Here is a 25,005-nt window from a genome sequence, read left to right as displayed (position 1 = left end):
TGCTAGAACCTCGGTATATCGTAATCGTATCTGCCCTCGGTGAGACCCTTCAGGTTCTCGAACACCTCAGGCTCAAGAGGAATTCCGTTCGTTCGCCGAGCTCGTTCCGTCTGTGCCTCGGGTTCTCCGGGAATCAGGACCGGTTTCCGCGGGTCTATTCTTCGGGCGCTTCTGATCAGGTTACAGAGCCGGTCCATCCTATCAGAGAAGACATCCCAGTCCATGAATCGCCTGGGATCGATGGCGACAAAGAAATGACCGATGTGTTGGGGTTCCTCCCACTGTTGGAGGAGGGATTTGACCCCTGCGGAGAATCCCGCCCCGGTCAGAACGCCGCTGAGAACGTCCATTGCCAGGGCGAGGCCGTACCCCTTGTGAGAGCCGATGGGCAAGACAAAGCCCTTGAGTCCCTCCAAGGGATCGGTTGTCGGCCTCCCTTCCGAATCGAGAGCCCAGCCCTCTGGGATCTTCTCTCTCTTTTCGGCCATCTCCCTGATTCTACCCCTTGAAGAGACGGACATGGCCATGTCCAGCACAAAGGGACCACCTCCCTTGTAGGGAACGCCGACAGCCAGGGGGTTGTTCCCTACGAGTCTTTCCAACCCACCCCAGGGCGCCATTGAAGGAAAACCGTTTGTGCCGGCTATTCCGATCATTTCCCGGCGGCAGGCCATCAAGACATAAGGGGCCGCGGCGCCGAAATGGTTGCTGTCCCTGCAACCCACGAAGGCTATACCTGCCCTCCCGGCCAGATCGATAGCCTCCTTCATCCCTCTTGCCCCGACAACCGGTCCCAACCCGTTGTCCCCTTGAACGATCCTCAGGGCAGGAGCCGGGGTCTCGACGACTAGGGTCGGATTGGGATTAATCAATCCCTTCCTCAATCTCGGTACATACATGAGCAGCCTTCGGATGCCGTGGGTATCGATTCCTCTCAGATCTGCGCTCAGCAACACCTCGACGGCGGTCTTTGCATCGTCTGGTGGTACACCCACGATCTCCAGGGATCTGATGCCTATTTCAAACAGGTCCTGGTATGCCACATTTATACTACCGGTCATGGTGCTCTCCGGCCCTGTTTTTCTTTGCCTGCTCGGATTTCAGCCGTGAAATGATCCTTGCCATAGCGGCATTTGTATGCTTTTCCATCAGGTTTCGGACCCTCCTCGCCTCTCGCAGCCTGAAGGCTTGGAAGATGGCCTGATGTTCCCTGGTGGAACGTCTGGGGCGCTCCGGCAGGCTGAGCGATCGCGAGGCTGTCCATCTGACCTGTTTGGCCAGCATGGCGTATGTTTCGATCACCTTCTGGTTGCCCGAACAACCGACGAGAAGATCGTGAAACTGGGAATTGAAATATCTGAGTTTCGCCAGGTCCCCATCATCGGTTACATCATTCATCTTGTCCAGAACCGACTGAATCCTGCTCAGGTCTCGATCCGAAGCATTGAGGGACCCCTGCATCACTCCGAATGCCTCCACCACGTTTTTCAACTCATAGATCTCGTGAAACTCTTGGAGGCTGAACTCCGCGACCTCCCTCACCAGATGGGTCTTCCGCACGAGTTTCATCTCTTCGAGGCGCTGCAGGGCCTCCCGGGCAGGAGTCTTGCTGACCCCGAATTGACTCGCAACCATCCCCTCACTCAGTCTGGATCCCGGTAAAAGCTCTCCCGCCAGTATACGTTCCTCCAGGATGTCGACGATTCTGCCCACGAGGGTTTCCCGCTTTAGATTCGACTTGATGCTCGCGGCCGGCAGCATTGGCTCGACTCTCCGCTTACTGGAAATCCGGTGGTCAGATACCTGAATACCGGTGTATTGGTATACCAATTTTTCCATTCTGTCAAACAGAACCATCTCCGGAGTCTACTCGAATCGAGAGGAAAACGGACAGTATGCCGTTGCTTTTGTGGTCGGGAGCGGTTTTCCGTTGATGTTCTCGGATATGCGCGGGAATCGGCTCGCCTGGAACCCTCTCTGGAATTACAGGCGAGTACGGGAATCCCCGTGGCGGTTTCGGGGCAGGAAAGAGGTCGGCTGAGCTAGTCCATGGAGATGAGGACCTTGAGAGTAGCCCTGTCGTTCACCACCCTGTCAAACCCCTCTTGGATGTTTTCCAGGGGGATCTTGACATGGGTGAAGGGCTCCAGGGAGAATCTGTTGTACCGGACCAGTGTGAGGGCTTCGAAAAAATCGTTGCCCATACCAGCGCATGATCCGGTTATGCTCATCTCGCCGAGGACCAGCTGGAAAGGCCTGAATTGGGCGGTGCCGGCGGCTTCGACTATGCCGAAAGCCATGATCCTTCCCCCGGGTCTGACAAAGCGGAAGGCCTCTTCATAGACCTCGGTCTTTCCCACACTTACGATGACGAAATCGGCACCTCTTCCGTCCGTTACCCTCTTCACGTTATCAACGGCATCCTGTCCGGCCAACACGGTGAAGTCGGCACCGAGCCGCCTGGCATGCTCCAAACGCTCACGATGTTTGCCGACCACGATTATTGGAGCCGCTCCATGATTCCTGGCCATCTGGACGTGGAGGAGGCCCGCCGGACCTGCACCGATGACCGCTACGCTCGTGGCGATGGTCATCCCCCCCATTTTGGCTGCCCGGACCACGTTCGAAACAGGTTCGATGAGGGCTCCATTTTCGAGCGGCATATCGCTGGACAGGGGGTAGACATGGCTGGCAGGGACCGAGACATATTCCGCAAAAGCTCCGTTGGTATGAATGCCCACCTGCCTGCATTCCCTGCACATCAGGACCGCGTTACGCCTGCAATAGAAGCACCGGCCGCAGCCCAGGTTGATGTCCGCAGTGACCGGTTGCCCTTGCTCGAACCCATCCACGCCGTCGCCCACTTCGGCCACGTGGCCGACAAACTCATGTCCCGGGATCAGGGGGAGAAACTCAGAGGAATAGATGCCATGAAGGATACTGACGTCCGTTCCGCAGATACCACAGTATTTGATCCGAATCAGGATGTCCCCCCTGCCGATTCGAGGGACCTCCACCTGCTTGACGACGATCTCGTTGGGCTCTGTTACGACAGCGGCACGCATTTGGCTGGGAATCACCGTTACGATCTCCTCTAGTGCAGACTGAGTCTTTGACCGCAGGCACCTATACCAAGAGAGCGAGCACCGGGGGGAGGCTCATGCGGTCCCGTACTCGGTACGATCGATGATGTCGTCCTGTACACCCCTGTCGAGTTCCACAAAGAAGGCACTGTATCCCGCGACCCGGATGATCAGCCACCTGTAAGCGTCGGGGTCTGCCTGGGCGGCTCTCAGCGTATCCGCCGAAACGACATTGAACTGGACATGCCATCCCCCAAGATCGAAGAACGTTCTGATCAGGCCGGCCAAACTCCGCCTCCCCTTGGGATCGGACAGGAGGCTCGGGCTGAACTTCATGTTGAGCTGGGTACCGTTGGTTACGGCGGTGTGGTCGAGTTTGGCCACCGATTTGACGATGGCCGTTGGACCCCTTGTTTCTGTGTGGTGGGAGGGGCTCACGCCGTCAGACAGAGGGGTCTTCGCCTTCCTGCCGTTGGGCAGTGCTCCGACATTGAGCCCGAATGGAACATTGGCCGACACGGAATACAGACCCGGACGGTAGATACCCCCCCTGGTGTTGCGATACTTCGACACCTCCCTGCAGTAAATCGCGGCGACGTCTCTGGCTATCTCGTCCACATAGTCATCGTCGGTACTGTATTTCGGGGCCCGGTTGATCAGGGTCCGGCGCAGGACCTCTTTCCCCTCAAAGTCCCTGTCCAATGCTTCCACCAGCTCCTCCATGGTGAGCCTCTTTCCGTCGAACACGAGTCTCTTTATGGCGGCCAGGGAATCGGCTGTGGTTGCCAGGCCGACCCCCTGGGGACCCGTGAAATTGTATCGAGCCCCTCCTGCGGTGACATCCTTCCCCCTTTCTATACAGTCGTTGATGACAAGGGAGAAGTAAGGGAGCGGCATGATCCGGGCATGGACCCTCTCGATGATGTTGAGCGAGGCGACCATGTGCTTCACATAAAAGGCAACCTGCTTCTCGAACGCCCCACGCACTTGGTCGAAGGAGGTGAATTCTCTGGGATTCCCCGTCCTCGGGCCGATCTGCCTGCCGGAGAGCCTGCATCTGCCGTCGTTGAGGGCGAACTCCAGGGCCTTTGCCAGATTCGACATGGCGGCGTTCGTCATCCCGTTCGCATCGGGCGGAACCGCCTCGACACATCCGGAGATGCGGTAGTCGCGGACATCTTCCAGGGGAACACCCGTCGACATGAGAGAAGCGATCCCCACCGTGTCGTTGAAGAGCTCGGGTTTGCTCCGGCCCATGCTGATGACATCCACGGCCTTCATGAGAAACTCCCCGGGCGTCTTGGAATGTATGCGCACGGCCAGGTTCGGCTGGGAGAGTTTGGTGTTTTTTTCTGCTTCGAGGCAGAGATAGGAGAGCTCGTTGGTGGCGTCCTGCCCGTCCCGGGTTTGCCCTCCCAGCACGACGTTTTCGGATATGGAGAATCCCGCATAGAACCTGGCACAGTCATAGTCGTACGCCCGCATGATCTCGGTGAATTTTATCCAGAGGCATTCGAGAAGTTCCTGGGCTTGTTCGGGGGTTATCCTCCCCTCTTCCCTGTCCTTTCGATAGTACGGGTACAGGAACTGGTCGAGTCTGCCCACCGATACGGCCAGGCCGTTCTGCTCGATATAGAGGGGCAGGTGCGCAAACCAGAAGGACTGAACAGCTTCACGGAAAGTCCGGGCCGGTTTTTCAGGCACCCAATCGCACCTTTCGGCGATGCGCCCGAGTTCCTCCCTCCAGGCCGGGTCCTTCTCCTCTGAGGCCAGCCGCCTGGCTTCAGCCGCGTACCGATGGGCCCAGTCCACAAGGGCGTCACATACGATTGCTTCGGCCTGGTAGAAGAAGTACCTGTCCTGTTGATCCGGATCAGAGAGTTCGGCGGCCCGGAGCCTCTCTTCCACTTCTTTTTTCAAACCGCCTATGCCCGATTCGAGGACCTTGCCATAGTCCACGATGACATGCCCGATGCTCCCCGTCAAATGGATGTCGGGGCTGAAGACCGGGTGCTCGTCCTTGAATATCCGGACGGTTTCTGCAGGGATGGCTTTCAGGGCGACATCCTCGGTGGTTTTCCCCTTCCAATAGGGGAAGACGAGTTCCTCGAGTTCGCGCCGGACCTCCTCTGAAACCATCAGGCGATCCTGCTCTCTCTCGGGGAATATGTCGAGCTCTTTTTCCAAGTAGTTCGCTTCTGTTTCAGGGAAAAGCGGGCTGAAGCGCAACCTGCTGGCTTGATTCCCAACGATCAGCTGATCCTTCTGGATGAAGATCGTCATCTCCCGGAGAACCTTTGCCAGGGCCTTGGCCCGGCGGATAATCATCGGTTCGCCCTCTGTCTCCTGGTAGGAGAGAGTGACCAGACGAGCCCTTTCCACACACATCTCCGGAACCACGGAGAGGAGTTGCTCGTTGAGCTTCCTCGTCCTCTCAAAAGGAGAAGGGGTGGGCGATTTGGAGGCTGTCCCGGCCTGTTCTGCTCTCCTGTCCTTTCCGGATGAACCCGCTGCTATCTGTGCGCTCATTTCCACACTCCCTTCATCCGGTCTCAGATCCGGTCGACTCAATCGAAAGGAGGTCATCGAGATGAATCGGTCCGGGAGACCGCTGGAAACCACGGGTGGCTACTGCCGTATCCGATAGGTGGACAGGGCCACGATCAGTATGGCCCCCCTTGACCACCCACTGCCACCAGCTGAATACACCCATTAGGTTGAGTATGTTGTTCAATATGGACATGATAAACACCCCGGCCAGGGTGCCGTTTAGGCCGCCGCGGCCCCCGGCGAGGCTTGTACCCCCGATGATGGCAACCGTGATAGAGTCGAATTCGTAGCCCACTCCCAGGAGCGGGTCGCCGGATCCACACCGGGCCACCAGGAAAAGAGCGGAGAACGTGGCCGATAGACTGCAGATGATGTAAGTGACGAACCTTACCCTGTGTGTCTTTATCCCCGACTGGTGCGCGATATCCTCGCTCTCTCCGGTGGCATACAGGTGGCGCCCGAAGGTGGTCCGCCTGAGAGTAAAGACCCCGAGAGCAAACAAGGCGGCAAAGGCGATCACAGGGAAAGGCACGAATCCCACATACCCTTCGGAGATATAGTCATAGCCCGGGGTGATCATACCCACCGGCTCATGGGTATACAGCAGTACGGCCCCCTGGAGTATGGTCATCAGTCCAAGAGTCGCTATCAGAGGGGGGACCTTGAGATAGGAGATGATGATCCCGTTCGCCAAGCCGATTGAGATCCCCACTGCCAGGGTGACAACCAGGGCCGGAAGGACCATCTGCGCCCTGCCGTCCATTATGCCGGCTGCGAGACAACTCGTGAGGTTGATGGTCGATCCCACCGAAAGATCGAACCCCCCACCGAGAATGACGAAGGTCTGTCCTATCCCGACCAATCCCAGTGCCACGGCCTGGCGGAGGACGTTCATGATGTTGTAGGGGCGTGTGAAACTCGGGGAGGCCACAATCCCCGCTATCACCGTGCCCACCAGCAGCAGCCAGGCCACGGTCTGCCTGGCCCTGGTCTCTTCCTGGGCCTTGAGGTTGAAGAGCGAAATCGCGCTCTTGAACGCATCTCCTAATCTTGCTGCCATGTGAACCACCTTGAAGTGAATCTACCGCATCTCCTTCAGACTGTAAAAGCTTACCGCCGTGATGAGGACGATTCCCTCGACGATCATCCCGAGTTCCACGTCGAAGTTTAGGAGAAGGACCATGTTGGTGAGGATAGACATGATAAGGACTCCTGCGACCGTCCCCCCTATTGTGCCCTTTCCCCCTCCGAGAGAGGCACCTCCGACGACAACCGCGGCGATCGACCCGAGCTCATAGCCCTTCCCAGCCCAGTTGTCGGCCAGACCCAGATAGCCTGTCAAGACCAGACCCGCCAGAGCGGCCAGGAAACCGGAAATCACGTAGCTCATGGTTACGACCCTGTCCACGTTGATACCGGCGAGTTTTGTGGCCCGCGGATTACCACCGGTGGCGTAGAGTTGTCTCCCATAGGTCGTGCCGTACAGAACAACGGCCGCCGCGGCAGCTACGAGGCCAAAGACGATCACCGGGGTGGGGACTATCCATATCCTACCCTTCCCGATGAACCTCAGCATGGGGGGAATAGTACCGAACGGCGCGCCCTTGGTCCAGACAAACCGGATGCCCTGGAGGAGAATCATCATTCCCAAGGTCATAATGAATGGGGGGATTCCTCGCTTGGTGATGAGAACGCCGTTGATGGTTCCGACCAGGGCACCGACTCCCAAGCAAAGGAGGCTTATGGGTAGACACAGTTCGTCCCTTCCGAACATGCCCGCGGCGGCGATGATATTCACCGTGGCCATCAAGGACGCCACACTCAGGTCAAAACCTCCCCCGAGTATGACTATGAATTGACCGACCGTGACGATTCCCAGAGGAGCGGCCCTGAGCAGGACATTGAAGATGTTTCTGGGGTCAAAGAATATGGGCTGAACCACCCCGGAGATGATGATCAAGAAGGCGAGAATCACATAGGCTGCATAGCGGCCCAGTGTCGCCTGGAGGATCTGCTTCCATATGCCGCTCGATTCAACAGGGCCCTTCGCGTCCGCAACTCTGCCAGACGTCCCCATAAGAACTACCCCGCCCTTGCTTTTTGACCGGAGTTCTCTCCCGAGAACTCAACCGGAGCGATGGAGGCATCCCCCCGGGAAGGCAGACTCCTCTCGATTCACTCATCCTCACCTGCTGCCAGGGAGAGGACCCGATCCTCCGTAATCTGCCCGGCCGAAAGCTCTCCGACCATTCTCCCCTTTCTCATCACCAGAACACGGTCGGACAGACCGATCAGTTCGGGCAGTTCCGATGAGATAAGGAGTATTCCGGTGCCGTTTGCCGCCAGTTTTCTGATCAGTTGATGAATCTCCGATTTTGCGCCTACATCCAAGCCCCTGGTGGGTTCATCAAAAATCATCAACTTGGGGGCGGCGGATAGCCATTTGGCCAGTACGACTTTCTGCTGATTGCCGCCGCTGAGGGAATTCACCTCCGTGTTCAGACTGGGAGTGCGGATCGCCAGTTCCCTTGCCAGGGTCGTTGTCATCTCTTTTTCCCTGTGCTTGTCCAGCCAGAACGCGAAATGCGAGATCTTGCGCAGAACCGGCAGGGAGATGTTCTTGGCCACCGACAAGGTGACGACAAGCCCCTCCTCTTTTCGGTTCTCCGTAAGAAACCCGATTCCCGCTCTGATGGCCTCCCCTGGGTCCTTGGGGTCTATCCTCCTGCCGTCAAGGTATATCTCCCCACTCTGGAGGGGCTCTATTCCGAAGATGGCACGGGCCAGTTCCGTTCGCCAGGACCCGACCAGTCCCCCGATTCCCAAGACCTCTCCCCGGCGGACCTCGAAGTTTATATCCTTCACCGTGGCCGTGTTCAAATCCTTTACAGAGAGGATCGGGTTCCGGCGGACCGCCGTCTCCTGCTTCACGGGGTATACTCGATCGACCTCTCTGCCCACCATCATTCGAATCAATGTACGGGGATCGGCCTCCTCCCTGGTCAGGACGCCTGTCTTCCTGCCGTCCCTCAGCACTACGATTTCGTCTCCTATTTGAAATACCTCCTCCAGTCGATGGGAGATATAGATGATCGCTTTGCCCTGTTCCCTCAAGGCTTTCACACACCCAAAGAGTGTCTCCACTTCATGAAAGGGGAGGGAGGAGGTCGGTTCGTCCATGATGACAAGATCGCTGTTCAGGGAGAGGACCTTTGCCAGAGCCACCATCTGCTGCTGGGCCACACCGAGTTTGTATACGAGGGTCCGTGGATCTATGCTGAGGCCCAGTCTCTGCAACAATCTCTCGGCATCGGCGTAGAGTCTGTCGGAGTTGATGACCATCCCTCGAGAAGGCTCATGGCCGAGCAGGATGTTCTCTCCCACACTCAGGTGGGGAACCAGGTTGGATTCCTGGTAGATCATGCTGATTCCCGACCGATAGGCATCCCAAGGGCTTGAAATTTCGGTCTTCTCCCCTCGAAATATGATCTCTCCTTGATCCTGCCGGTAGATTCCCACCAGTATTTTCACCAGCGTGGACTTGCCGGCTCCGTTCTCCCCGCACAGGCAAGATATCCTTCCCCTCTTGCATTCAAAGGAAACATTATCCAGTGCTTTTACACCGGGGAAGGACTTGCTGATGTTCCGCATCTCCAGGATCGTTTCGGTGCTGTTGTTCTCCATCAAGCTTGATCCCTGACCAAGGAGGCTCGTTCCTGAAGGGTGAACAGGTCCCGAGGCGGCCCGCCCCGGGACCTATCCCCAACCGGTCATTTACTACTTGGCATACTCGCGAGGCAACCATTCCTTCCGGAGGTGATTATCCATCCACCAGTCATCAGGTGCATCCATGTCCACGTACCTGTCCAGTTCTTTTTCGGTGACGACGGTACGTCCGACGTCGATGTAATGAGAAACCGGAACGCCTTCCAAAACGTCGATGCACACCCGGGCTCCGATGGCTCCCTGCCAGACGGGATTGCTGACACTGACCGCTTTCAGGCCGAGTTTCTTCCACTGCTTCAGGAACCTGTTCATGTCCTCTCCGGTAATGGGGGGCACAGGCTTTCCGGCATCGAGGTAAGCCTCGACCGCCCCGCTTCCCTGAAGGGCGCTACCGGACCAGATCCCGTCGATCTTGGGAAATCTCACGATAAGGTCCGCCATTACCTGTTTCCCCTTCACGGGAGACCAGTCGCAGTACTTGACGGCGAGAACCTTGATGCCCGGATACTGATTCAGAACGGACAGAGCCCCTTTCACGCGTTCCTCTGCCGGCGTCGCCCCGGCGATGCCTCCCAACAGGACCACGTTGCCCTTGCCTTTGAGCTGCTTGACCAGCCAGGTCGCCTGGGTCTTTCCCATGTAGTAATGGCTCGAGTGGACAAAGGAGACGTAGTTGTCGCTGGCAATGCCCCGATCCACCGTAATCACGGGGATCCCTTTGTTCATGACGCGCTCCGCGATGGGGGTGAGAGGCTTGGCGGTACACGGGCTGAGAAACAGAAGATCTATCCCGCGGGCCATGAGGTCTTCGATATCGGAGACCTGCTTTGACGGGCTGTCCATGGCATCCGTGACTATGAGTTCGACTTCGGGGAATCTTGCCATCTCCTGCTTGATCTCCTGGAAAAAGAAGACACGCCACGAGTTAGACACGGAGGCGTTGCTGAACCCTATCTTCCACGGACGATGTTTCTTGTACTTTGTGGTATCCACCTTTATGAACTCATACCTGGGTTCGGCCGCGGCGGCCACACCCAGTTGCCAGAGGAATGCCCCAAAGCATAAGACCATCACAAGAATTCTTGCGATTCTTCTTTTCTCGTACATGGCTACTCGTTCCTCCTTTCCAGCTGTCTTAAGTTCGACTACCTATGGCGTGGTTCTCTGTCTTCACCTCCTTTCTCTTTTCCGAGCATCCCGCCCGCCCTCGAACCGGCATCAGAGCCGGTCACAGGCGCAGGGCCGCAACTGGTCCATCCGCCGGGAGTCTCGACACGTGTTCGGCAACCGGCTCGCCCGGACCGGCTTTTCGAGCGTGTGGTAGGAGACTCGAAACAGATCACACCTTTCCCCTCTTAGCCGGGTGGCCGTGAAGCCGGGATAAGAAGCCCATCGGGTTCCGAGAGGAGCTCACGTTGTTGGGTTCGGCAGGTCCGAATGTGGTGCGATCCGGAGTACCCTTTCTTGTCAGAGGGAACCAGTAAGGAAGCTATCTCCGAATCCATCCTGGCAACCTCCCCGAACGAGCCCAGGCGGCAAGAGGGGATGTGTCACGAATCGGCCTTCATGAAAGGCCTGCCGAAGTCACCGAGTCTGATGCGAGCGACATCCGTAGATCGTTGACTGCGCATGGAGGCAAGGTCTTGCCAGGAAACGCGGCCTACTTTCCAGTTGACATATACTGACAACCTAATGTACGTATGTATAATGACTTTCATCAGGAGTCGGTTAAGGTGTCAAGGACTTTCGGAGTGGAGTTTTCCGAGTCTTCGGCCGAGGATTCATGCAAGTATATGACCTCACGGTTTTTTCCTGTTTTGGCAGGAGAACATCCTTGTCCCCTCGCGCCTGAGCTCACGCGGTGACCCTATCGGGGTTCGCGGGTGGGGGTGTCGTCCAAAAGTCAGGAAACTTCGCTTTTCGGAGGATGAGGCAGGCGATCTCGGTCAGCCATGTGAACGCAAAACCCTGGAAGGAGGAAAGAGAAAATGATCCAGAGAATCGAGATATTGAATCGGATCTTGGAAACCGGGGTGGTCGCCGTTGTTCGGGCAGAGTCGGCGGAACAGGCGGTTCAAATCATCGACTCCGCCCGCAAAGGTGGGATCATCGCCCTGGAGGTGACCATGACCGTGCCCGGGGCCATCGATGTTATCAAGGAGGTGTGCCGGAGATACGAAGGGGGAGATGAGATCATCGGGGCGGGCACGATCCTCGATGCCGAAACGGCAAGGTTGGCTATGCTTGCCGGCGCTCAGTTTATCGTGGGCCCCACCCTGAATCCTGATATGATCCGGATATGCAACCGCTACCAGGTCAACTGCATGCCGGGAGCGACCTCGGTGAGTGAGGTCCTGGAAGCCCTGGAGCTTGGTGCCGCGATTGTCAAGATTTTTCCAGGGAGCCTCTTGAAGCCTGCCTTCATCAAGGCGGTTCATGGGCCTATTCCCTATGCGCCGCTGATGCCTACGGGAGGCGTCGATGTGGAGAACGCCGGAGAGTGGATCAGGGCAGGTGCTGTGGCCATCGGAGTGGGAAGCGACCTCACAAAGGAGGCCCTCGCCAAGGGTGACTATTCTTTGATCACCCGGAAGGCCGAGACCTATGTCAGGGCTGTTCGTGAAGCCCGAGGCGCAAAACCAGTAAAGGCGGGAAGGTAGGCTCGCCGGGAGAGCAGTCTGAGGGGCGAAGAGCGGCTCTTTCAGATGCCTCCAAAGGAAAAAGGTATGGAAGAGGTGACAAGGATAGATCCCTTTTCTTTCAACCTGGACCCATGGTCCGGGAAGATCACACCCTATGACAACCTCGTCCAGCGGCGCCTCTCCCACATGAAGGGGGTGTTCATGGATGAAGAGGCAAGAGAGGCGATGCTCGCGGTTGAAGATACACTTCTGTATGAGGTCTATGAGGTCAAGGTCCCCGATGAGCCGGGGCACCTGTTGGTATGCACCAGCATCACCTACCCCGGCAAGGTGGGGACCGAGTACTTCATGACCAAGGGCCATTTCCACGAGAACATCCAGACCGGTGAGGTCTACTATTGCCTCCGGGGACGGGGATTCATGATGATGGAATCGGATCGAGGCGATTGGAAAGCGGAAGCCATGGCCCGTGGAAAGGTCGTATATGTTCCGCCCTACTATGCCCACAGGAGCATCAATACCGGGGAGGAGCCTCTGATCTCCCTGTGTGTTTATCCCGGTGGAGCGGGTCACGACTATGGCTCCATAGAAACCAGTGGGTTCAGGAAGCTGGTCGTCGAGAGGGACGGTGAACCCAGGATCGAGGATAACCCGAAGTGGAAGGACAGGATCTGATCGGATCGGCGGTTCCGGCCATTTTGCCGGCCCGATCTGATCTAGACGGAGAATAAACCCAAGGAGGAGACTATGGCAAAAGAGATTAGGTTTTCCGCTGGAATCTGGGCTTTCACGAGTTGCGTCGATCGCTTCTGCACCGCGGGTTATCGCGATGCCATCCCCCTGGAAGACCAGATCAAAATGGCTGGGAAGGTCAGGGGTCTGGACGGAGTGATCCTCCAGTATCCCAACGTGATCAACGAGGACAACGCCTCGGAGGTCAAGAGGCTTGTCGAGGACAACGGCCTGGAGATCGCGGCCGTCGACGCGAACATCTTCGAAAGGGAGTACAAGAACGGTGCCCTTTCCAACGCCGACCCGGCTGTCAGGCAGAAAGCCCTGGATGCAATGAAGAGGACCATGGACACGGCTGCCGCCGTGGGGTGTAAGAACGCGGGTCTCTGGCCGGGGCAGGACGGTTTCGACTATCCCTTCCAGGAGAACTTCCTGGAGGCATGGGACCGCGAGCGCGACGCCATCGCCGAAGCGGCCCGCCACAATCCTGACATTCGGATCTGTATCGAATACAAGATAGCCGAACCGAGAACTCATATTTTCATCGGCAGTGCGGGCAAGGCTCTTGCCCTCTGCTACGAGATCGGCCTGGACAACATCGGAGTGACTTTCGACGTTGGACATGCCTTTATGGCAAAGGAGAGCCCGGCTGAGGCAGCCACGTATCTGGCCAGGCACGGGAGGCTGTTCAGTATCCACTTCAACGATGCCTACGGCTGTTTTGACGATGATATGATCGCCGGGTCGATTCACATCTGGCAGACCCTCGAGATGCTCTACTACATGGACAAGGTCGGATACGACGGCTGGTATGGTCTCGACATCTTTCCGTATCGGGAGGACATCATCGCAGCCTGCGAACTCAGTATCGAGAATGTCAAGGATCTTCATGAGATCGCCCTGGAGATCGATCCTGCCAGGTTGAAGGAGAGTCAGGCAAAGGGCGATGCGATCGATTCCCACAGGTATGTCCGCGAGTTTGTCTTCGGGCGGATGAAGAGAGGCTAGGGTAAGAAGTCTCTTTGACATGTCGGAGGAACCGGCCATAGAGCTGAGAAAAAGAGGACGGTCATGAAAGTGGGCATCGACAGCTACTGCTATCATCGCTACTTCGGGGAGATATACCCGGACCAGGAGGATCCCGGGGTGCGGTGGACGTTCCATGATTTTGTCAATCGGGCGGGCGAATTGGGCGTCGACGGTGTCTCGCTGGAGTCTTGTTTTTTTGAGAGTTTTGAGCCGGGATACCTTTCGGATATGAAGGCGGTTCTCGATGAAAGGGGGCTGGAGCGTGTCCTTGCCTGGGGACACCCCGACGGCCTGGAGGCCGGCCGGAACGAGAAGGCCTGGAGAGAGATGAACGACCTCATTCCCAAGGCCCGGTTCCTGGGAGCGGACATCATGCGAATCGTGGCATCCTCCCTCATGTTTCGCAACGAGCCCCATGGGCCTCAGATCGAGGCCGTTGTCAAGATGCTCAGGGAGAGCGTCAAGATCGCCGCTGATAATGGGGTCGTGCTGGCCATTGAGAATCACATCGACTTTACCTCCCAGGAGATATACGAGATCCTGGAAAGGGTTGGTTCCGACTCTCTCAAGGTGAATTTCGACACAGGCAACACCCTCCGGATGATGGAAGACCCGGTCAAGGCGGCAAAACGGCTGGGGCCGTACACGGTGGCCACCCACACCAAGGACCTGGATGCCTGTCGCCACGTCTCTCCGGAGGAGTGGTATTTCTTCTCTTCGGTGGCTGTGGGGACCGGCCTGATCGATATCCCCGGGGTGGCGAGGGCTCTCAAGGAGAGCGGTTATACCGGGGTCCTGGCTGTCGAATCCGATCATCACAAGGACAATCAAGACGAAGACAGAATCGTTGCCGACAGTGTCGCCTATCTCAAGAACCTGGTCGAGGAGTTGGGCTGAGGGACCCGGCTAGGTTGGAGCACTCGTAGAGGGGGTGGGAGAATGAAAAAGCTGAATGTTGCGATCATCGGTTACAAGTTCATGGGCAAGGCACACAGCAATGCGTGGAAGAAGGCCCCTTTGTTCTTTGATCTGAATGTCGAACCCGTGATGAAACTCGCCTGTGGGAGACACGAAGGACCGCTGGGAGATTTTGCCGAGAGATGGGGCTGGGAAGAAATCGAGACCGATTGGCGGAAGGTGGTGGAGCGGGACGATATTGATATCGTGGATATCTCGACACCGACTTTCCTCCACCACGATATCGCCGTTGAGGCTGCAAAGAGAGGGAAACACATCTTTTGCGAAAAACCGATAGCCCTGACCGTGGAGCAGGCAAGATCGATGTACGAGGCCGCGGAGAAGAACGGTGTCGTACACTACCTCAACCATAACTACAGGAGGTGTCCTGCGGTTCTCCTGGCAAAGAGGCTTATCGATGAGGGAAAGATCGGAAGGGTATTCCACTGGAGAGGGGCCTATCTCCAGTCGTGGATCGTCGACCCGAACTTCCCTCTCACGTGGCACCTGAGAAAGGAGACGGCCGGTTCCGGCCCCCAGAACGATCTCAATTCCCACAGTGTGGATTTGGCGCGCTTCCTCATCGGTGAGATCAAGAGCGTCACCGCGATGACGGCGAGCTTTGTAAAGGAGCGCCCTCTGCCGGATGAAGTCGCTGCCGGAACCTTCAAGGCGGCAACAAAAGGGGAGGAGAAAGGCGAGGTGACCGTGGAAGATTCTGCGTTTATGCTCGTCGAGTTCGAAAGTGGCGCACTGGGTTCCTTCGAGGCAACGAGATTTGCACCGGGGAGGAAGAATTACAACTATTTCGAGATCTACGGGAGTCGTGGAAGCCTGATTTTTGACATCGAGCGGATGAACGAGCTGCGCTTCTTCTCGGCCGAGGATCCTGAATACTCCCAGGGATTCAGAACAATCCTGGCCACTGAACCGGTCCATCCGTACATCCAAAACTGGTGGCCACCCGGGCATGTCATCGGGTATGAGCATGAGTTCGTCCACGCGGTCGTCGATTTTCTCGGTGCCGTGGAAAGAGGCGAGAAGATCGAGCCGAATCTCTACGATGGGATGAAGACCATGGAGGTTCTGGAGGCAGGATTAGAATCCGCGCGGACAGGGAAGAGAATCACCCTGGGTTAGTTTCAACAGGGCCGCAGCAGGAGGTGAGAACGGCAGGAGTCTCGACTTCTGCAGGCCGGGGGGTAGGGACCGCAGGAGGAGAGGCTCCCGTCATCCCTGTTTTTTCTTCCACCGGACCCCCTCGTCGCAGAGATCGACGATTCTGCACTGGTCGTGCTTCGGCTTTCGAGCCACGCAGACGCTCCTGCCGTGGAGAATCAGAAGATTGGAGAAGAGGGTCCACTGGGATTTCGGAACGATCTTCATGAGATCGAACTCGATCTTTTCCGGGTCGGTCTGCCTTGTCAGGCCGATAAGATTAGCCAGCCGTTTGACGTGAGTATCCACGACGATTCCCGGGATGCCGAAGGCCTCCCCGAGAATGAGGTTGGCCGTCTTTCTTCCGATCCCCTGGAGGGACAGGAGGTCCTCCAGCCTGGATGGAACCTCACCGTTGAACCGGTTGACCAGGTCGGTGCAGAACCGCTGAACGGCCTTGGCCTTGTTTCTGTAGAATCCGGTAGGCCGGATATCCTCCTCCAGTTCCCTCAAATCGGCTCGGGCGTAATCCGCGGCTGAGCGGTACTTTTGGAAGAGGTTCTCGGTCACCTTGTTAACCCTTTCGTCGGTGCACTGAGCCGAAAGGACGGTTGCAACGAGAAGCTCGAGGGGATTGCTGAACCGCAGGGCCGTTCTCGCGTTTGGATACTCCTGTTTGAGAATCTCTATGATCTTGATGACTCTTTCTTGATCGTTTTCCCCCATCCCGCCCTCCTCTTTTCAGGAAAGATCCTTGCGTTCCTCCCCTTCTAGATAGCACACCGTGAAAGTCATGTCCAGAAGAACCCGAGCACGGTTGAGCCGGAATGAATGGCTTTTTGATGTTTGATGATTATATTATAGTCATGAGGCGGTTCAGGTTTCTCGACCACACAGGCGACCTCGCCGTCGAGGTCTATGGAAAGAATCTACCGGATCTTTTCGAGAATGCCGGCGTCGCCCTCTTCCATGTGGTCACAGACCCATCCCGGGTGGAGGAGAGGGAGGAGAAGGAGGTCAGCCTGACCTATGAAGACCTGGAGACCCTGATGGTCGACTGGCTGGGCGAGCTTCTCTACTTCCATGATGTAGAGAGGCTTCTGTTCAGGCGATTCGAGGTTAGAATCATCGGAGACGGCCGCTTTGAGGGTAGTGCAAGGGGGGAGGTCTTCGACGAGGGCCGGCATGTGATTCGGACAGAGATAAAGGCCGTAACGTTTCATCAAATCGAGGTCCGCGAGGATAAGGGCAGATGGCGGGCCAGGGTGGTTTTGGATCTGTGAAGATAGGAGAGTTCAAGGCGTTCGAGTCATTCGATCGGCTTTGCCTTTGTTGGTGTCTCGTTTGTGCTTGGACCGCGTTTCTAACAGGTCGAACGTTTCGAACGATTCGAACATCCTGAACGTCAAAGGAGGCCATGACCATGACGGACTTAAAGATCGAGAAGATCGACCCCTTCAGGTGGCGTATCCCCCAGCAGGGAAAGATGCGGACCCACGGGGTGGTATATGCCGATGATGAGATGATGGGGACGATCCAGAAGGACCAGAGCCTGAGTCAGGTGGCCAACGTGGCCTGGCTTCCCGGGATCGTGGGACCGTCCATGGCGATGCCCGACATCCACTGGGGATACGGATTTCCCATCGGCGGAGTGGCGGCCTTCGATTTGGATGAGGGAGTAGTCTCGCCCGGCGGGGTGGGATACGACATCAACTGAGGCGTGCGTCTTCTGCGCTCAGGTTTGATGCGCAAGGATCTTGAGGGGAAGATAAGGGACCTGATCGATGCTCTTTTTCTCAATGTTCCCTCCGGGGTGGGGTCGAGCCGGAAGGACTTGAGGCTGAATCAGGCTGAGTCAAGAAGCGTCCTTATCCAGGGTGCGCCCTGGGCCGTTGAGAGAGGCTTCGGCTCGTCGGAGGATCTGAGGTGCATAGAGGAAGGAGGGTGCATCTCAGGGGCGGATCCAGACCGGATTTCGAGCAAGGCCATGGACCGAGGGAGACCCCAGCTGGGGACCCTCGGATCGGGGAATCACTTTGTCGAGGTCGGTTACGTAGAGGAGGTTTTTTCGGCGGAGAAGGCCCGAATCCTCGGCCTGGAGAAGGATCAGGTGACCGTCATCGTCCACACCGGATCGAGGGGGCTGGGCCACCAGGTATGCGACGATCACATCCGGGTTATGCTCCAGGCTGCGAGGAAATACGGGATCGAACTGCCTGACAGACAGCTCTGCTGCGCTCCTGTCGGCTCACCTGAGGGCCGGGGCTATCTCGGGGCCATGGCAGGAGCTGCGAACTTCGCCTTTGCCAACCGCCAGATCATCACCCACTGGGTGAGGGAGAGCTTTGAGAGTGTGCTTGGAAGGGTCTCCTCCCTGGAACTCGTCTATGACGTGTGCCATAACATCGCAAAGATCGAAAAACACACGGTCGAGGGCAGGGAAAGGACGCTCTGTGTTCACAGGAAGGGAGCTACCCGCGCCTTTCCTCCGGGCCATCCCGACATACCTGAAGAGTACCGGGCCATAGGTCAGCCGGTTTTGATCCCCGGCGACATGGGGAGATACTCCTACGTGTTGGTTGGCACCCAGAGAGCTTACGGAGAGACCTTCGGGAGCACCTGTCACGGTGCAGGCCGCCTCATGAGCCGTCATCAGGCCAAGAAGGCCGCAAAAGGCCGTGCCATCACGAGGGAGCTGGAGGACAAGGGTATCTATGTGAGAGGCGCGGGCCGGGGAACCATCGTCGAGGAGATCTCCGAGGCCTACAAGGACGTGGACGATGTGGTGCGAGTGGTCCAGGGTGCGGGTATCAGTGAGGCTGTTGCAAAGCTCAGGCCCCTGGGTGTGATCAAGGGTTGAGAAGATCCTGCGGCCGGGATTTCGTTCCATGTAGATTCGGTCCGGTTTGCCGACCGGCTTCCATCCGATGGTTGCAGAAGCATCCTCTTGTTCCGGAACGAGAGTGTGAGAGCCGGTGTCAATGCCTTGTGGGAGTCACCAGGCGTTCAGTTTCCTGTTCCGGCCGTCTTCCCCCGTCTCGCCTTTTTCGGGATGCCTGTCTGCTCCATCCTCGTCCCAGTAGTCGAAGCTCGGCGGCGAGAGTTCATCCACTGAGCGATGCGACCAGTCATGAGCCGATATCCGTGACCAGAGTTTTTCTCCGGCGGCCTGGAGATTCCGGTTGAGCCTTTCCGTGTTTCCCCCGAGTACCTCTCCATTTTCGAGCACGGTCCTGCCGTTTATTATGACCGTTTCCACGTCCTCGGTTTCGGCATTGTAGACGATGTTTTTCACAGGATCCCGCAGGGGCACCATGTTCATGGTCTCTCCTGAGAAGATGACGATGTCGGCCTTGGCTCCGGCGCATAATCTGCCCAGATCTCTTCTTCCCAGGGCCTTGGCACCGCCGAGGGTGGCCGCGTTGAAGACATCTGCAGCGGTTGTCGATTCGGTATTCCGCTCGACGATCTTGGAAAGTACCGCCGCCCAGCGCATGGCCTGGATCATATTCTGCGGGCAGGTGTCCGTGCCGAGTGTCATGTTGATTCCTGCCTTCTGATACTTGTAGAAGGATTCCATGACTATTCCACGCCTGGAAAATACCCACGGTGCATGCGCCACCGAACAACCGGATTCGGCCATTATGTCCAGGTCACCGGCAGGGTAGTTGGTCCAACTCGTTCCACCGATGATGATCGCGTGGCCCAGGATCACATTCTCCTGGAGAAAACCGATGTCGCGGTGCCAGGCAATGGGCGTCTTGCCGTGCCTTTTCAACATCTCATTGAACTCAACCACGGACTGGGAGACGTGAATAGAGAGAGGAACATCGAGTTTTTCGGCCCACTGCCGGCTTTTGAGCAGGAGTTTTTCCGTGCAGGTATCGACTTGCACGGGGCACAGAAATCCCCTGACGAGTCCATCACAGGCACCGTCGTACTCTTCAATGAACCTGAGTGCCTGTTCCATGGCCCGGATGCCTTCGTCTTCGTACCACTCATAGAGGACCTGGTTCCCGTCGGGGGTATACCATCGTCCGGAACGGTAGATCTGGCCATAGCAGACCCTGTTTCCGAAAACCGGGACGAGAGGGATGATATCCTCACCAAGAGGGCCCATTTCCACCACTGTCGTCGTGCCGCTTCGTAGCAGCTCCGCGAGGGAATATTCGAGACAGACTCTGCCCATATCCCTGTCCATGGCCTTCCCTCGAGCAGGGAGGAACTCATACAACCCCGAGAAGTAGAACTGGGGGCTCCCTCGATCCTCTATGAAGGATCGATCCATAGGAGATTCGAAAAGATGGGCGTGGGCACTGATCAAACCCGGAGACACGATTTTCCCTGCTGCATCGATCGTCTCGTCGACTTCTCCGTCATACTTCTTGCCCACAAAGACGATCTCGTCTCCCTGATACACTAGCTCCCCGTCTCTCAGGTAGCGGTGTTTGGTGCCGTCGAAGGCAATGATATAGGACGCCCTGATCGAGGTCTTCTTTGAATTCATGGGCCGCTCCTAATTACCCGGCGAGTTTCTCCTCAAGTATGAACAGGGCATCGATCGGATCGGATGCACCTGTTGTCGAGAGAATCGGTTCGAGAGGCATCCGGCTCGGGAAAGGGGGCGGAAGAGCCTGAAACGGCTCTTTCCGCCTCCCCGGCGCCGGAGATCTACTTTTCCAAGGTCCACTTGTTCCAGCGTTCGATCACCCTGGCCGCATTGTCCGCGTACCAGTCTTGATTGATGAAGAACTGTTTCTCCTTGTTTGGGGGGTAGCTGGGAGCACGGCGCACTATGCTCTCAGGCAGCTCTTCAAAGGCCTTACTGTTCACGGGGCCGTTGGTATAAGCCCTGGCGAATGCGGCCTGTTTGTCTGCCCTGGTGTGCCAGGCGATGAATTTCATCGCGTTTTCGTAGTGTTTCGCTCCCTTGGGAATGCACACGTATTCCAGATAGAGCTTGCCCCCGTTCCAGTGGTAGTCGACGGGTGCTCCCTGCTCCTTGAGACGCTCTATCCTGCCGTTGTATGCAGACCCGGCTACGATTTCCTTGTCGACGAGCATCTGCGGGGGCTGTTGTCCCTGTCTCCACCACTTGACCACGTGGGGTTTGATCTCCGTGAGTTTTCTGAAGGCTCGCCCGATATCGGGGTTGTCGTACAGTTTGTCCTTGGGAACTCCGTCTGCCAGAAGGGCAAACTCCCAGCCGCCTCCATCGCTCGACATGTCCTGCAAGGTTCTCGGGCCCGGAAATCTCTTGACATCCCAGAATTCCGCCCAGGTTTTGGGGTAACTGTCTCCCGGAAACGCCTCCGTGCTGTATGCCATGACAACGGAGAAGTAGAAGCTCCCCACGGCGTATGTCCGCTTGGCCTCGGGATAGAGTTCGTCCAGGGTCTTCTTATCAAAGTAGCTGTAATCGATCTTTTCCAGCAGGCCCTGCTTCAACAGTGGCATGAATATGCCGCCGGCTATGTAGACGATGTCCCATTCCACCAGAGAAACTCAGGATCAAGAACAAGGGCAGACTGGCCGAGAATTACGATGCTGATATCACGATATTCGACTACGACAGAATCATTGACAATGCAACTACGAGAATCCCGGGCAGTTTTCCACCGGAATCGAATGGGTCATCGTGAACGGCAGAGTCGTGGTGGAGAACGGAGTACATACCGGGTCGAAACCCGGCAGGACGGTACGGACGAGATAGGCTTGTCTGAGACTTCGGGCCCTGTTGAACTCGACGGAATCCGGAAGTCATGTCGGCCTAGTCACCCGAGGAGGAGTCAGGATGAAGATCAAGATCATCAATCCGAATACGATGGAGCAGATGACCCGTGAGATCAACGAGACTGTCAAGAGGGTGGCCCGCCCTGATACGGAGTTCTTGACCGTCAACCCTCCACGAGGTCCTCTCTCCATCGAGGGTGCGTATGACAGTTACCTGGCGGCAAGAGAGGTGCTCGGGGAAGTGCTCAAGGACAGGGAAAGATACGATGCATACGTTATCGCCTGTTTCGGTGACGTCGGTCTGGATGGGGCCAGAGAAGTCGTCGATGTGCCTGTCATCGGAATCTGCGAGGCAGCTCTTCATGTCGCCAGCATGCTGGCACCCAGGTTTTCGATTCTCACCGTGATTCCCCGGGTCATTGTCCTTAATCGGCAGCTGGTGAACAAATACGGGTTCGAGTGTCATCTGGCCTCGATCAGAGCGACGGATCTCCCTGTGGAAGAATTTGCAAGGGATGCGGCCGCGGCACAAAAGGCCCTGCTCCTGGTGGGATGGAAGATATCTTTCAGCCTTGAGTCGTTGTGCCTCCGGGGTTCCCTGAATTTCGGAGAAGTGCCTCTTTCCCGAGCGCATCGTGGAAGCGTTGGGGCACCTATCAGGACTGGGCGGGTGCCGTCCTGAGCCCGGCCGCAAGAAAGGGCCAGGAATTCCCCACTTGCCCGCGAACCCGGAAAGGCTGAACCCTTCGTATTGTTCACCCCCGGCAGACCAGCCATACTCCGAGGTGTAGGAATTGAGGTTAAGCAGACCGGCCTGGGTAGAAATCGATCTGGACAATATCGCCCACAACGTGCGGAGCATCCGCCGGTTGGTAAGGAAGGACACCCGCAAGGATACGGAGATCATGGCTGTGCTCAAAAACGACGCCTATGGTCACGGGATACCGGAGGTGGCCAAGACACTCTATGCTAACGGCGTTTCCCGATTCGCGGTGGCTATGTATTCCGAGGGGGTTCTGCTGAGACGGGCATTGCCGGAAGCCTCTGTCCTCATCCTGGGTTACACCCCCCAATACCTATACGACGAGCTTATTGCCGAGTCGATTACGCCGACTGTTTTCACGTTTGAAGATGCCCGGTCCTTGTCGGAAAGAGCGTTGGCCCTGGGGAGAAGAATAAGAATCCACCTGAAGATCGATACGGGTATGCACAGGTTGGGCTTCCCGGCGGACTCCGAGACGGTCGCCCTGATCAAGGCCATCGGTTTGATGCCGAATATCGAAATCGAACGGATCTTTACCGACACCCAGGCATATCCGGGAGGCGGCGATTCGGGCGCTGGAAGAAGGATTTACCAAATACACGGCCAATCCGGGGCTTCTCTCTCTGCGGGAGGCAATACTCCAAAAGGTGCGGAAAGAGAACGGAATAGAGGCGGACATCGGGCAGATTGCGGTGACGCCCGGTTCCGTATTCACCCTGGCAAGCGCTTTGATAACGATTGCCGAACCCGGCGATGAGGTTCTGGTTCCGGATCCAGGATGGCCCAACTACAGTATGCAGGCCACGATTCTCGGCCTCAAGCCCGTCCTGTAGCTCCTGCGAAAGGAGAACGGTTTTCAGCCGGTTGTCGATGAAATAGAACCACTTGTCGGACCGCGTACGGCTGCCGTGATCATCAACTCACCGTCGAATCCCACCGGAGCCGTTTTTTCAAAAGAATCTATACAGGCCCTCGTAGACATGACGCATCGGCACGACGTCTTTTTGATCTCGGATGAAGCCTACGAGGCGATTGTATTCGAGGAGCAGCATCACAGTCCGGCTGCCTTTGACCGGGATGACCGCGTGATTTCCGTCTTTGGGGCGTCCAAGACCTATGCCATGACAGGCTGGCGGATAGGATACTATGTCGCCCCCCTCCGGGTTGCGGATGAGATGCACAAGGTGATCGAACCCTTTGTCGTCAATGCGACTTCCATCTCACAGAAAGCGGCAGAGGCCGCCCTGAGCGGTCCCCGGGACTGTGTGCGGGAAATGGTTCGTGCCTATAGGCAGCGCAGAGACATAGTAGTGGAAGCGTTGCGGCAGGAGGGGGTTGAGTTTTTCATACCTGAGGGTGCCTTCTATCTGATGCTTGAAATCAGTGAAACGGGCATGGACTCATATGGTTTCGCAAGAGAATTGGTCCAGGAGACGGGCGTTGCGGTAGCCCCTGGAAGAACATTCGGCCCGAACTCCGACAACTATATCAGGATCTCATTTTGCGCCGGTCCCGATGAACTCCAGGAAGGGCTGCGACGATTCTGCCGGTTCTATCGCAACAAATGCCATCGTTGAAATCCGAGATCTTCTTCGTAATGGTTCAAACCATCCTCGGAGAGACTGGAGATGAAAAATGAGCGTACGTGTGCTCCTGATCGTGTCCCATTATCTGGGTGTCCGCCTCATCGATGAACTGCTCAAGACGGGTGACGAGATCGTCGGGGTGGTGGCCGGTTCGGTGAGGCCGGCTACGGGTTACTGGCACGTTCCCCCGGAGTACGACGTCCGCGCAAAGGCAATCGAGAGCTACCTTCCCCTTTACGAACCCGAGCCCTCGAGGCTGAACAGCCCCGAATTCCTGGGGGCGATCCGCAAGACAAACCCCGACTTTATCGTGTCCGGCTACTACGCCAAGATATTCGGCGATGCGCTCCTCGCCATCCCGCCGGAAGGCTGCGTGAACCTCCATCCGGCGAGGTTGCCCGAGTACCGGGGGCTCACCCCTCATTTTACCCATATGCTCCTCGGCGACGATAGAAACTACATCACCATGCACTGGCTCGATGCAGGGGTGGACACCGGTGACATTATCGCGTGGTCCTCGATCGAGATCAGGCCCGAGGAGACCGGGTTTGAAACGGGCCGGCGCCTGACAGAAGCCGGAATGGAGATGTTGCGGGAATACTGGCCCAGGGTAAAAGACGGCACGGCGCCGCGCCTCAAACAGGACGAATCCAGGGCGTCGACTTTCAACTTCTCCTGGGATATCGCAGAGATAGATTGGACGCAGTCTGCCACTCAAATCTGGAACTTGGTACGGACACTGACCCGGCCTCTGGGTGGTGCCTGGACGATGGTGGGTGGTCGCAGGGTTCATGTCTGGGGGATCGAGGTGGTTGACCCGGACGGGGAACTCGCAGCGGCAAGGACGCTGCCGGGCCAGGTGTTGGCGGTGACCGGCAGGGGCATGTGGGTACAGTGCGGCCAGGGCCAGGTGCGGATCCTGGATGCCACGCCGGACGACCGGCCTGACACCACCCTCTTCGAACTAGTGGCTCAATTTGGTGGAGACATGCCTCTGCTGCTCGGTTGAAGGGCCGGCCCGTGAGAGATCACGCGGTCTTCGGGAG

Annotated in this window: 21 protein-coding genes and 1 pseudogene; 11 read left to right on the top strand and 11 right to left on the bottom strand. The window is 57.1% G+C overall.

Annotated features, from left to right (window positions below):
• Nucleotides 1–2 precede the first annotated feature (2 nt).
• The 8 genes from JRJ26_05055 to JRJ26_05020 form a co-directional block, all read right to left on the bottom strand.
• Nucleotides 3–1,061 carry an Ldh family oxidoreductase gene (locus tag JRJ26_05055; GenBank protein ID MBW2056846.1) on the bottom strand — a complete coding sequence of 353 codons (1,059 nt, stop codon included), beginning with the start codon at nucleotides 1,059–1,061 and terminating at the stop codon, nucleotides 3–5.
• Nucleotides 1,051–1,761 carry an FCD domain-containing protein gene (locus tag JRJ26_05050; protein ID MBW2056845.1) on the bottom strand — a complete coding sequence of 237 codons (711 nt, stop codon included), beginning with the start codon at nucleotides 1,759–1,761 and terminating at the stop codon, nucleotides 1,051–1,053. The genes JRJ26_05055 and JRJ26_05050 overlap by 11 nt, the downstream gene beginning before the upstream one ends.
• Before the next feature lie 281 nt (nucleotides 1,762–2,042).
• Nucleotides 2,043–3,080 carry an alcohol dehydrogenase catalytic domain-containing protein gene (locus tag JRJ26_05045; protein ID MBW2056844.1) on the bottom strand — a complete coding sequence of 346 codons (1,038 nt, stop codon included), beginning with the start codon at nucleotides 3,078–3,080 and terminating at the stop codon, nucleotides 2,043–2,045.
• 78 nt (nucleotides 3,081–3,158) lie between these two features.
• The gene (locus JRJ26_05040; GenBank protein ID MBW2056843.1) at nucleotides 3,159–5,612 is read right to left on the bottom strand and encodes a glycyl radical protein; all 2,454 of its coding nucleotides are present in this window, start codon (nucleotides 5,610–5,612) and stop codon (nucleotides 3,159–3,161) included.
• Nucleotides 5,613–5,625: 13 nt separating this feature from the next.
• The gene (locus JRJ26_05035) at nucleotides 5,626–6,693 is read right to left on the bottom strand and encodes an ABC transporter permease (GenBank protein ID MBW2056842.1); all 1,068 of its coding nucleotides are present in this window, start codon (nucleotides 6,691–6,693) and stop codon (nucleotides 5,626–5,628) included.
• Between the two features lie 21 nt (nucleotides 6,694–6,714).
• A complete protein-coding gene (locus tag JRJ26_05030; protein ID MBW2056841.1) occupies nucleotides 6,715–7,710 on the bottom strand; it encodes an ABC transporter permease in 996 nt (331 codons plus the stop codon).
• 98 nt (nucleotides 7,711–7,808) lie between these two features.
• Nucleotides 7,809–9,317 (bottom strand): sugar ABC transporter ATP-binding protein, encoded by a 1,509-nt coding sequence (locus tag JRJ26_05025; protein MBW2056840.1) that lies wholly within the window; start codon nucleotides 9,315–9,317, stop codon nucleotides 7,809–7,811.
• A 93-nt stretch (nucleotides 9,318–9,410) separates the two neighbouring features.
• Nucleotides 9,411–10,466, bottom strand: coding sequence for an ABC transporter substrate-binding protein (locus JRJ26_05020; protein ID MBW2056839.1), 1,056 nt, complete (start codon nucleotides 10,464–10,466; stop codon nucleotides 9,411–9,413).
• An 881-nt stretch (nucleotides 10,467–11,347) separates the two neighbouring features.
• Here JRJ26_05020 and JRJ26_05015 point away from each other — a divergent pair.
• The 5 genes from JRJ26_05015 to JRJ26_04995 all read left to right on the top strand — a co-directional run bounded on the left by JRJ26_05015 (nucleotide 11,348) and on the right by JRJ26_04995 (nucleotide 15,859).
• Nucleotides 11,348–12,019, top strand: a complete 672-nt coding sequence (locus JRJ26_05015) for a bifunctional 2-keto-4-hydroxyglutarate aldolase/2-keto-3-deoxy-6-phosphogluconate aldolase (GenBank protein ID MBW2056838.1) — start codon at nucleotides 11,348–11,350, stop codon at nucleotides 12,017–12,019.
• A gap of 66 nt (nucleotides 12,020–12,085) precedes the next feature.
• On the top strand, nucleotides 12,086–12,676 hold the full coding sequence (locus JRJ26_05010) for a cupin domain-containing protein (GenBank protein MBW2056837.1): 591 nt from the start codon (nucleotides 12,086–12,088) through the stop codon (nucleotides 12,674–12,676).
• Between the two features lie 72 nt (nucleotides 12,677–12,748).
• Nucleotides 12,749–13,741 (top strand): TIM barrel protein, encoded by a 993-nt coding sequence (locus JRJ26_05005; protein MBW2056836.1) that lies wholly within the window; start codon nucleotides 12,749–12,751, stop codon nucleotides 13,739–13,741.
• A gap of 63 nt (nucleotides 13,742–13,804) precedes the next feature.
• Nucleotides 13,805–14,659 (top strand): sugar phosphate isomerase/epimerase, encoded by an 855-nt coding sequence (locus tag JRJ26_05000; GenBank protein ID MBW2056835.1) that lies wholly within the window; start codon nucleotides 13,805–13,807, stop codon nucleotides 14,657–14,659.
• Nucleotides 14,660–14,701: 42 nt separating this feature from the next.
• Complete coding sequence (locus tag JRJ26_04995; protein ID MBW2056834.1) at nucleotides 14,702–15,859, top strand: Gfo/Idh/MocA family oxidoreductase; 1,158 nt, start codon at nucleotides 14,702–14,704, stop codon at nucleotides 15,857–15,859.
• 90 nt (nucleotides 15,860–15,949) lie between these two features.
• Here JRJ26_04995 and nth read toward each other — a convergent pair whose 3' ends face one another.
• The gene (gene nth / locus JRJ26_04990) at nucleotides 15,950–16,603 is read right to left on the bottom strand and encodes an endonuclease III (GenBank protein ID MBW2056833.1); all 654 of its coding nucleotides are present in this window, start codon (nucleotides 16,601–16,603) and stop codon (nucleotides 15,950–15,952) included.
• A gap of 116 nt (nucleotides 16,604–16,719) precedes the next feature.
• Here nth and JRJ26_04985 point away from each other — a divergent pair, with 116 nt between their 5' ends.
• Nucleotides 16,720–17,160: an archease gene (locus JRJ26_04985; GenBank protein ID MBW2056832.1), complete on the top strand. Its 441-nt coding sequence runs from the start codon at nucleotides 16,720–16,722 to the stop codon at nucleotides 17,158–17,160.
• A gap of 140 nt (nucleotides 17,161–17,300) precedes the next feature.
• Nucleotides 17,301–18,737, top strand: a pseudogene (locus JRJ26_04980) (RtcB family protein).
• 135 nt (nucleotides 18,738–18,872) lie between these two features.
• Here JRJ26_04980 and JRJ26_04975 read toward each other — a convergent pair.
• Both JRJ26_04975 and JRJ26_04970 read right to left on the bottom strand, forming a co-directional pair.
• A complete protein-coding gene (locus JRJ26_04975) occupies nucleotides 18,873–20,384 on the bottom strand; it encodes an amidohydrolase family protein (GenBank protein ID MBW2056831.1) in 1,512 nt (503 codons plus the stop codon).
• Between the two features lie 164 nt (nucleotides 20,385–20,548).
• Nucleotides 20,549–21,373 (bottom strand): ABC transporter substrate-binding protein, encoded by an 825-nt coding sequence (locus tag JRJ26_04970; protein ID MBW2056830.1) that lies wholly within the window; start codon nucleotides 21,371–21,373, stop codon nucleotides 20,549–20,551.
• Nucleotides 21,374–21,671: 298 nt separating this feature from the next.
• Here JRJ26_04970 and JRJ26_04965 point away from each other — a divergent pair, with 298 nt between their 5' ends.
• From JRJ26_04965 to JRJ26_04950, 4 genes are all read left to right on the top strand, one after another.
• Complete coding sequence (locus JRJ26_04965) at nucleotides 21,672–22,292, top strand: hypothetical protein (GenBank protein ID MBW2056829.1); 621 nt, start codon at nucleotides 21,672–21,674, stop codon at nucleotides 22,290–22,292.
• A gap of 112 nt (nucleotides 22,293–22,404) precedes the next feature.
• Nucleotides 22,405–23,130 carry an alanine racemase gene (locus JRJ26_04960; GenBank protein ID MBW2056828.1) on the top strand — a complete coding sequence of 242 codons (726 nt, stop codon included), beginning with the start codon at nucleotides 22,405–22,407 and terminating at the stop codon, nucleotides 23,128–23,130.
• Nucleotides 23,131–23,209: 79 nt separating this feature from the next.
• Nucleotides 23,210–23,950, top strand: a complete 741-nt coding sequence (locus JRJ26_04955; protein ID MBW2056827.1) for an aminotransferase class I/II-fold pyridoxal phosphate-dependent enzyme — start codon at nucleotides 23,210–23,212, stop codon at nucleotides 23,948–23,950.
• Between the two features lie 58 nt (nucleotides 23,951–24,008).
• On the top strand, nucleotides 24,009–24,968 hold the full coding sequence (locus JRJ26_04950) for a methionyl-tRNA formyltransferase (protein MBW2056826.1): 960 nt from the start codon (nucleotides 24,009–24,011) through the stop codon (nucleotides 24,966–24,968).
• Nucleotides 24,969–25,005: the final 37 nt, after the last annotated feature.

It is taken from the genome of Deltaproteobacteria bacterium, assembly GCA_019308905.1.
Lineage (GTDB): Bacteria > Desulfobacterota > BSN033 > WVXP01 > WVXP01 > JAFDHF01.
Note: the sequence above shows the minus strand (reverse complement) of the source record. Positions and strands in the feature narration are given on the sequence as shown.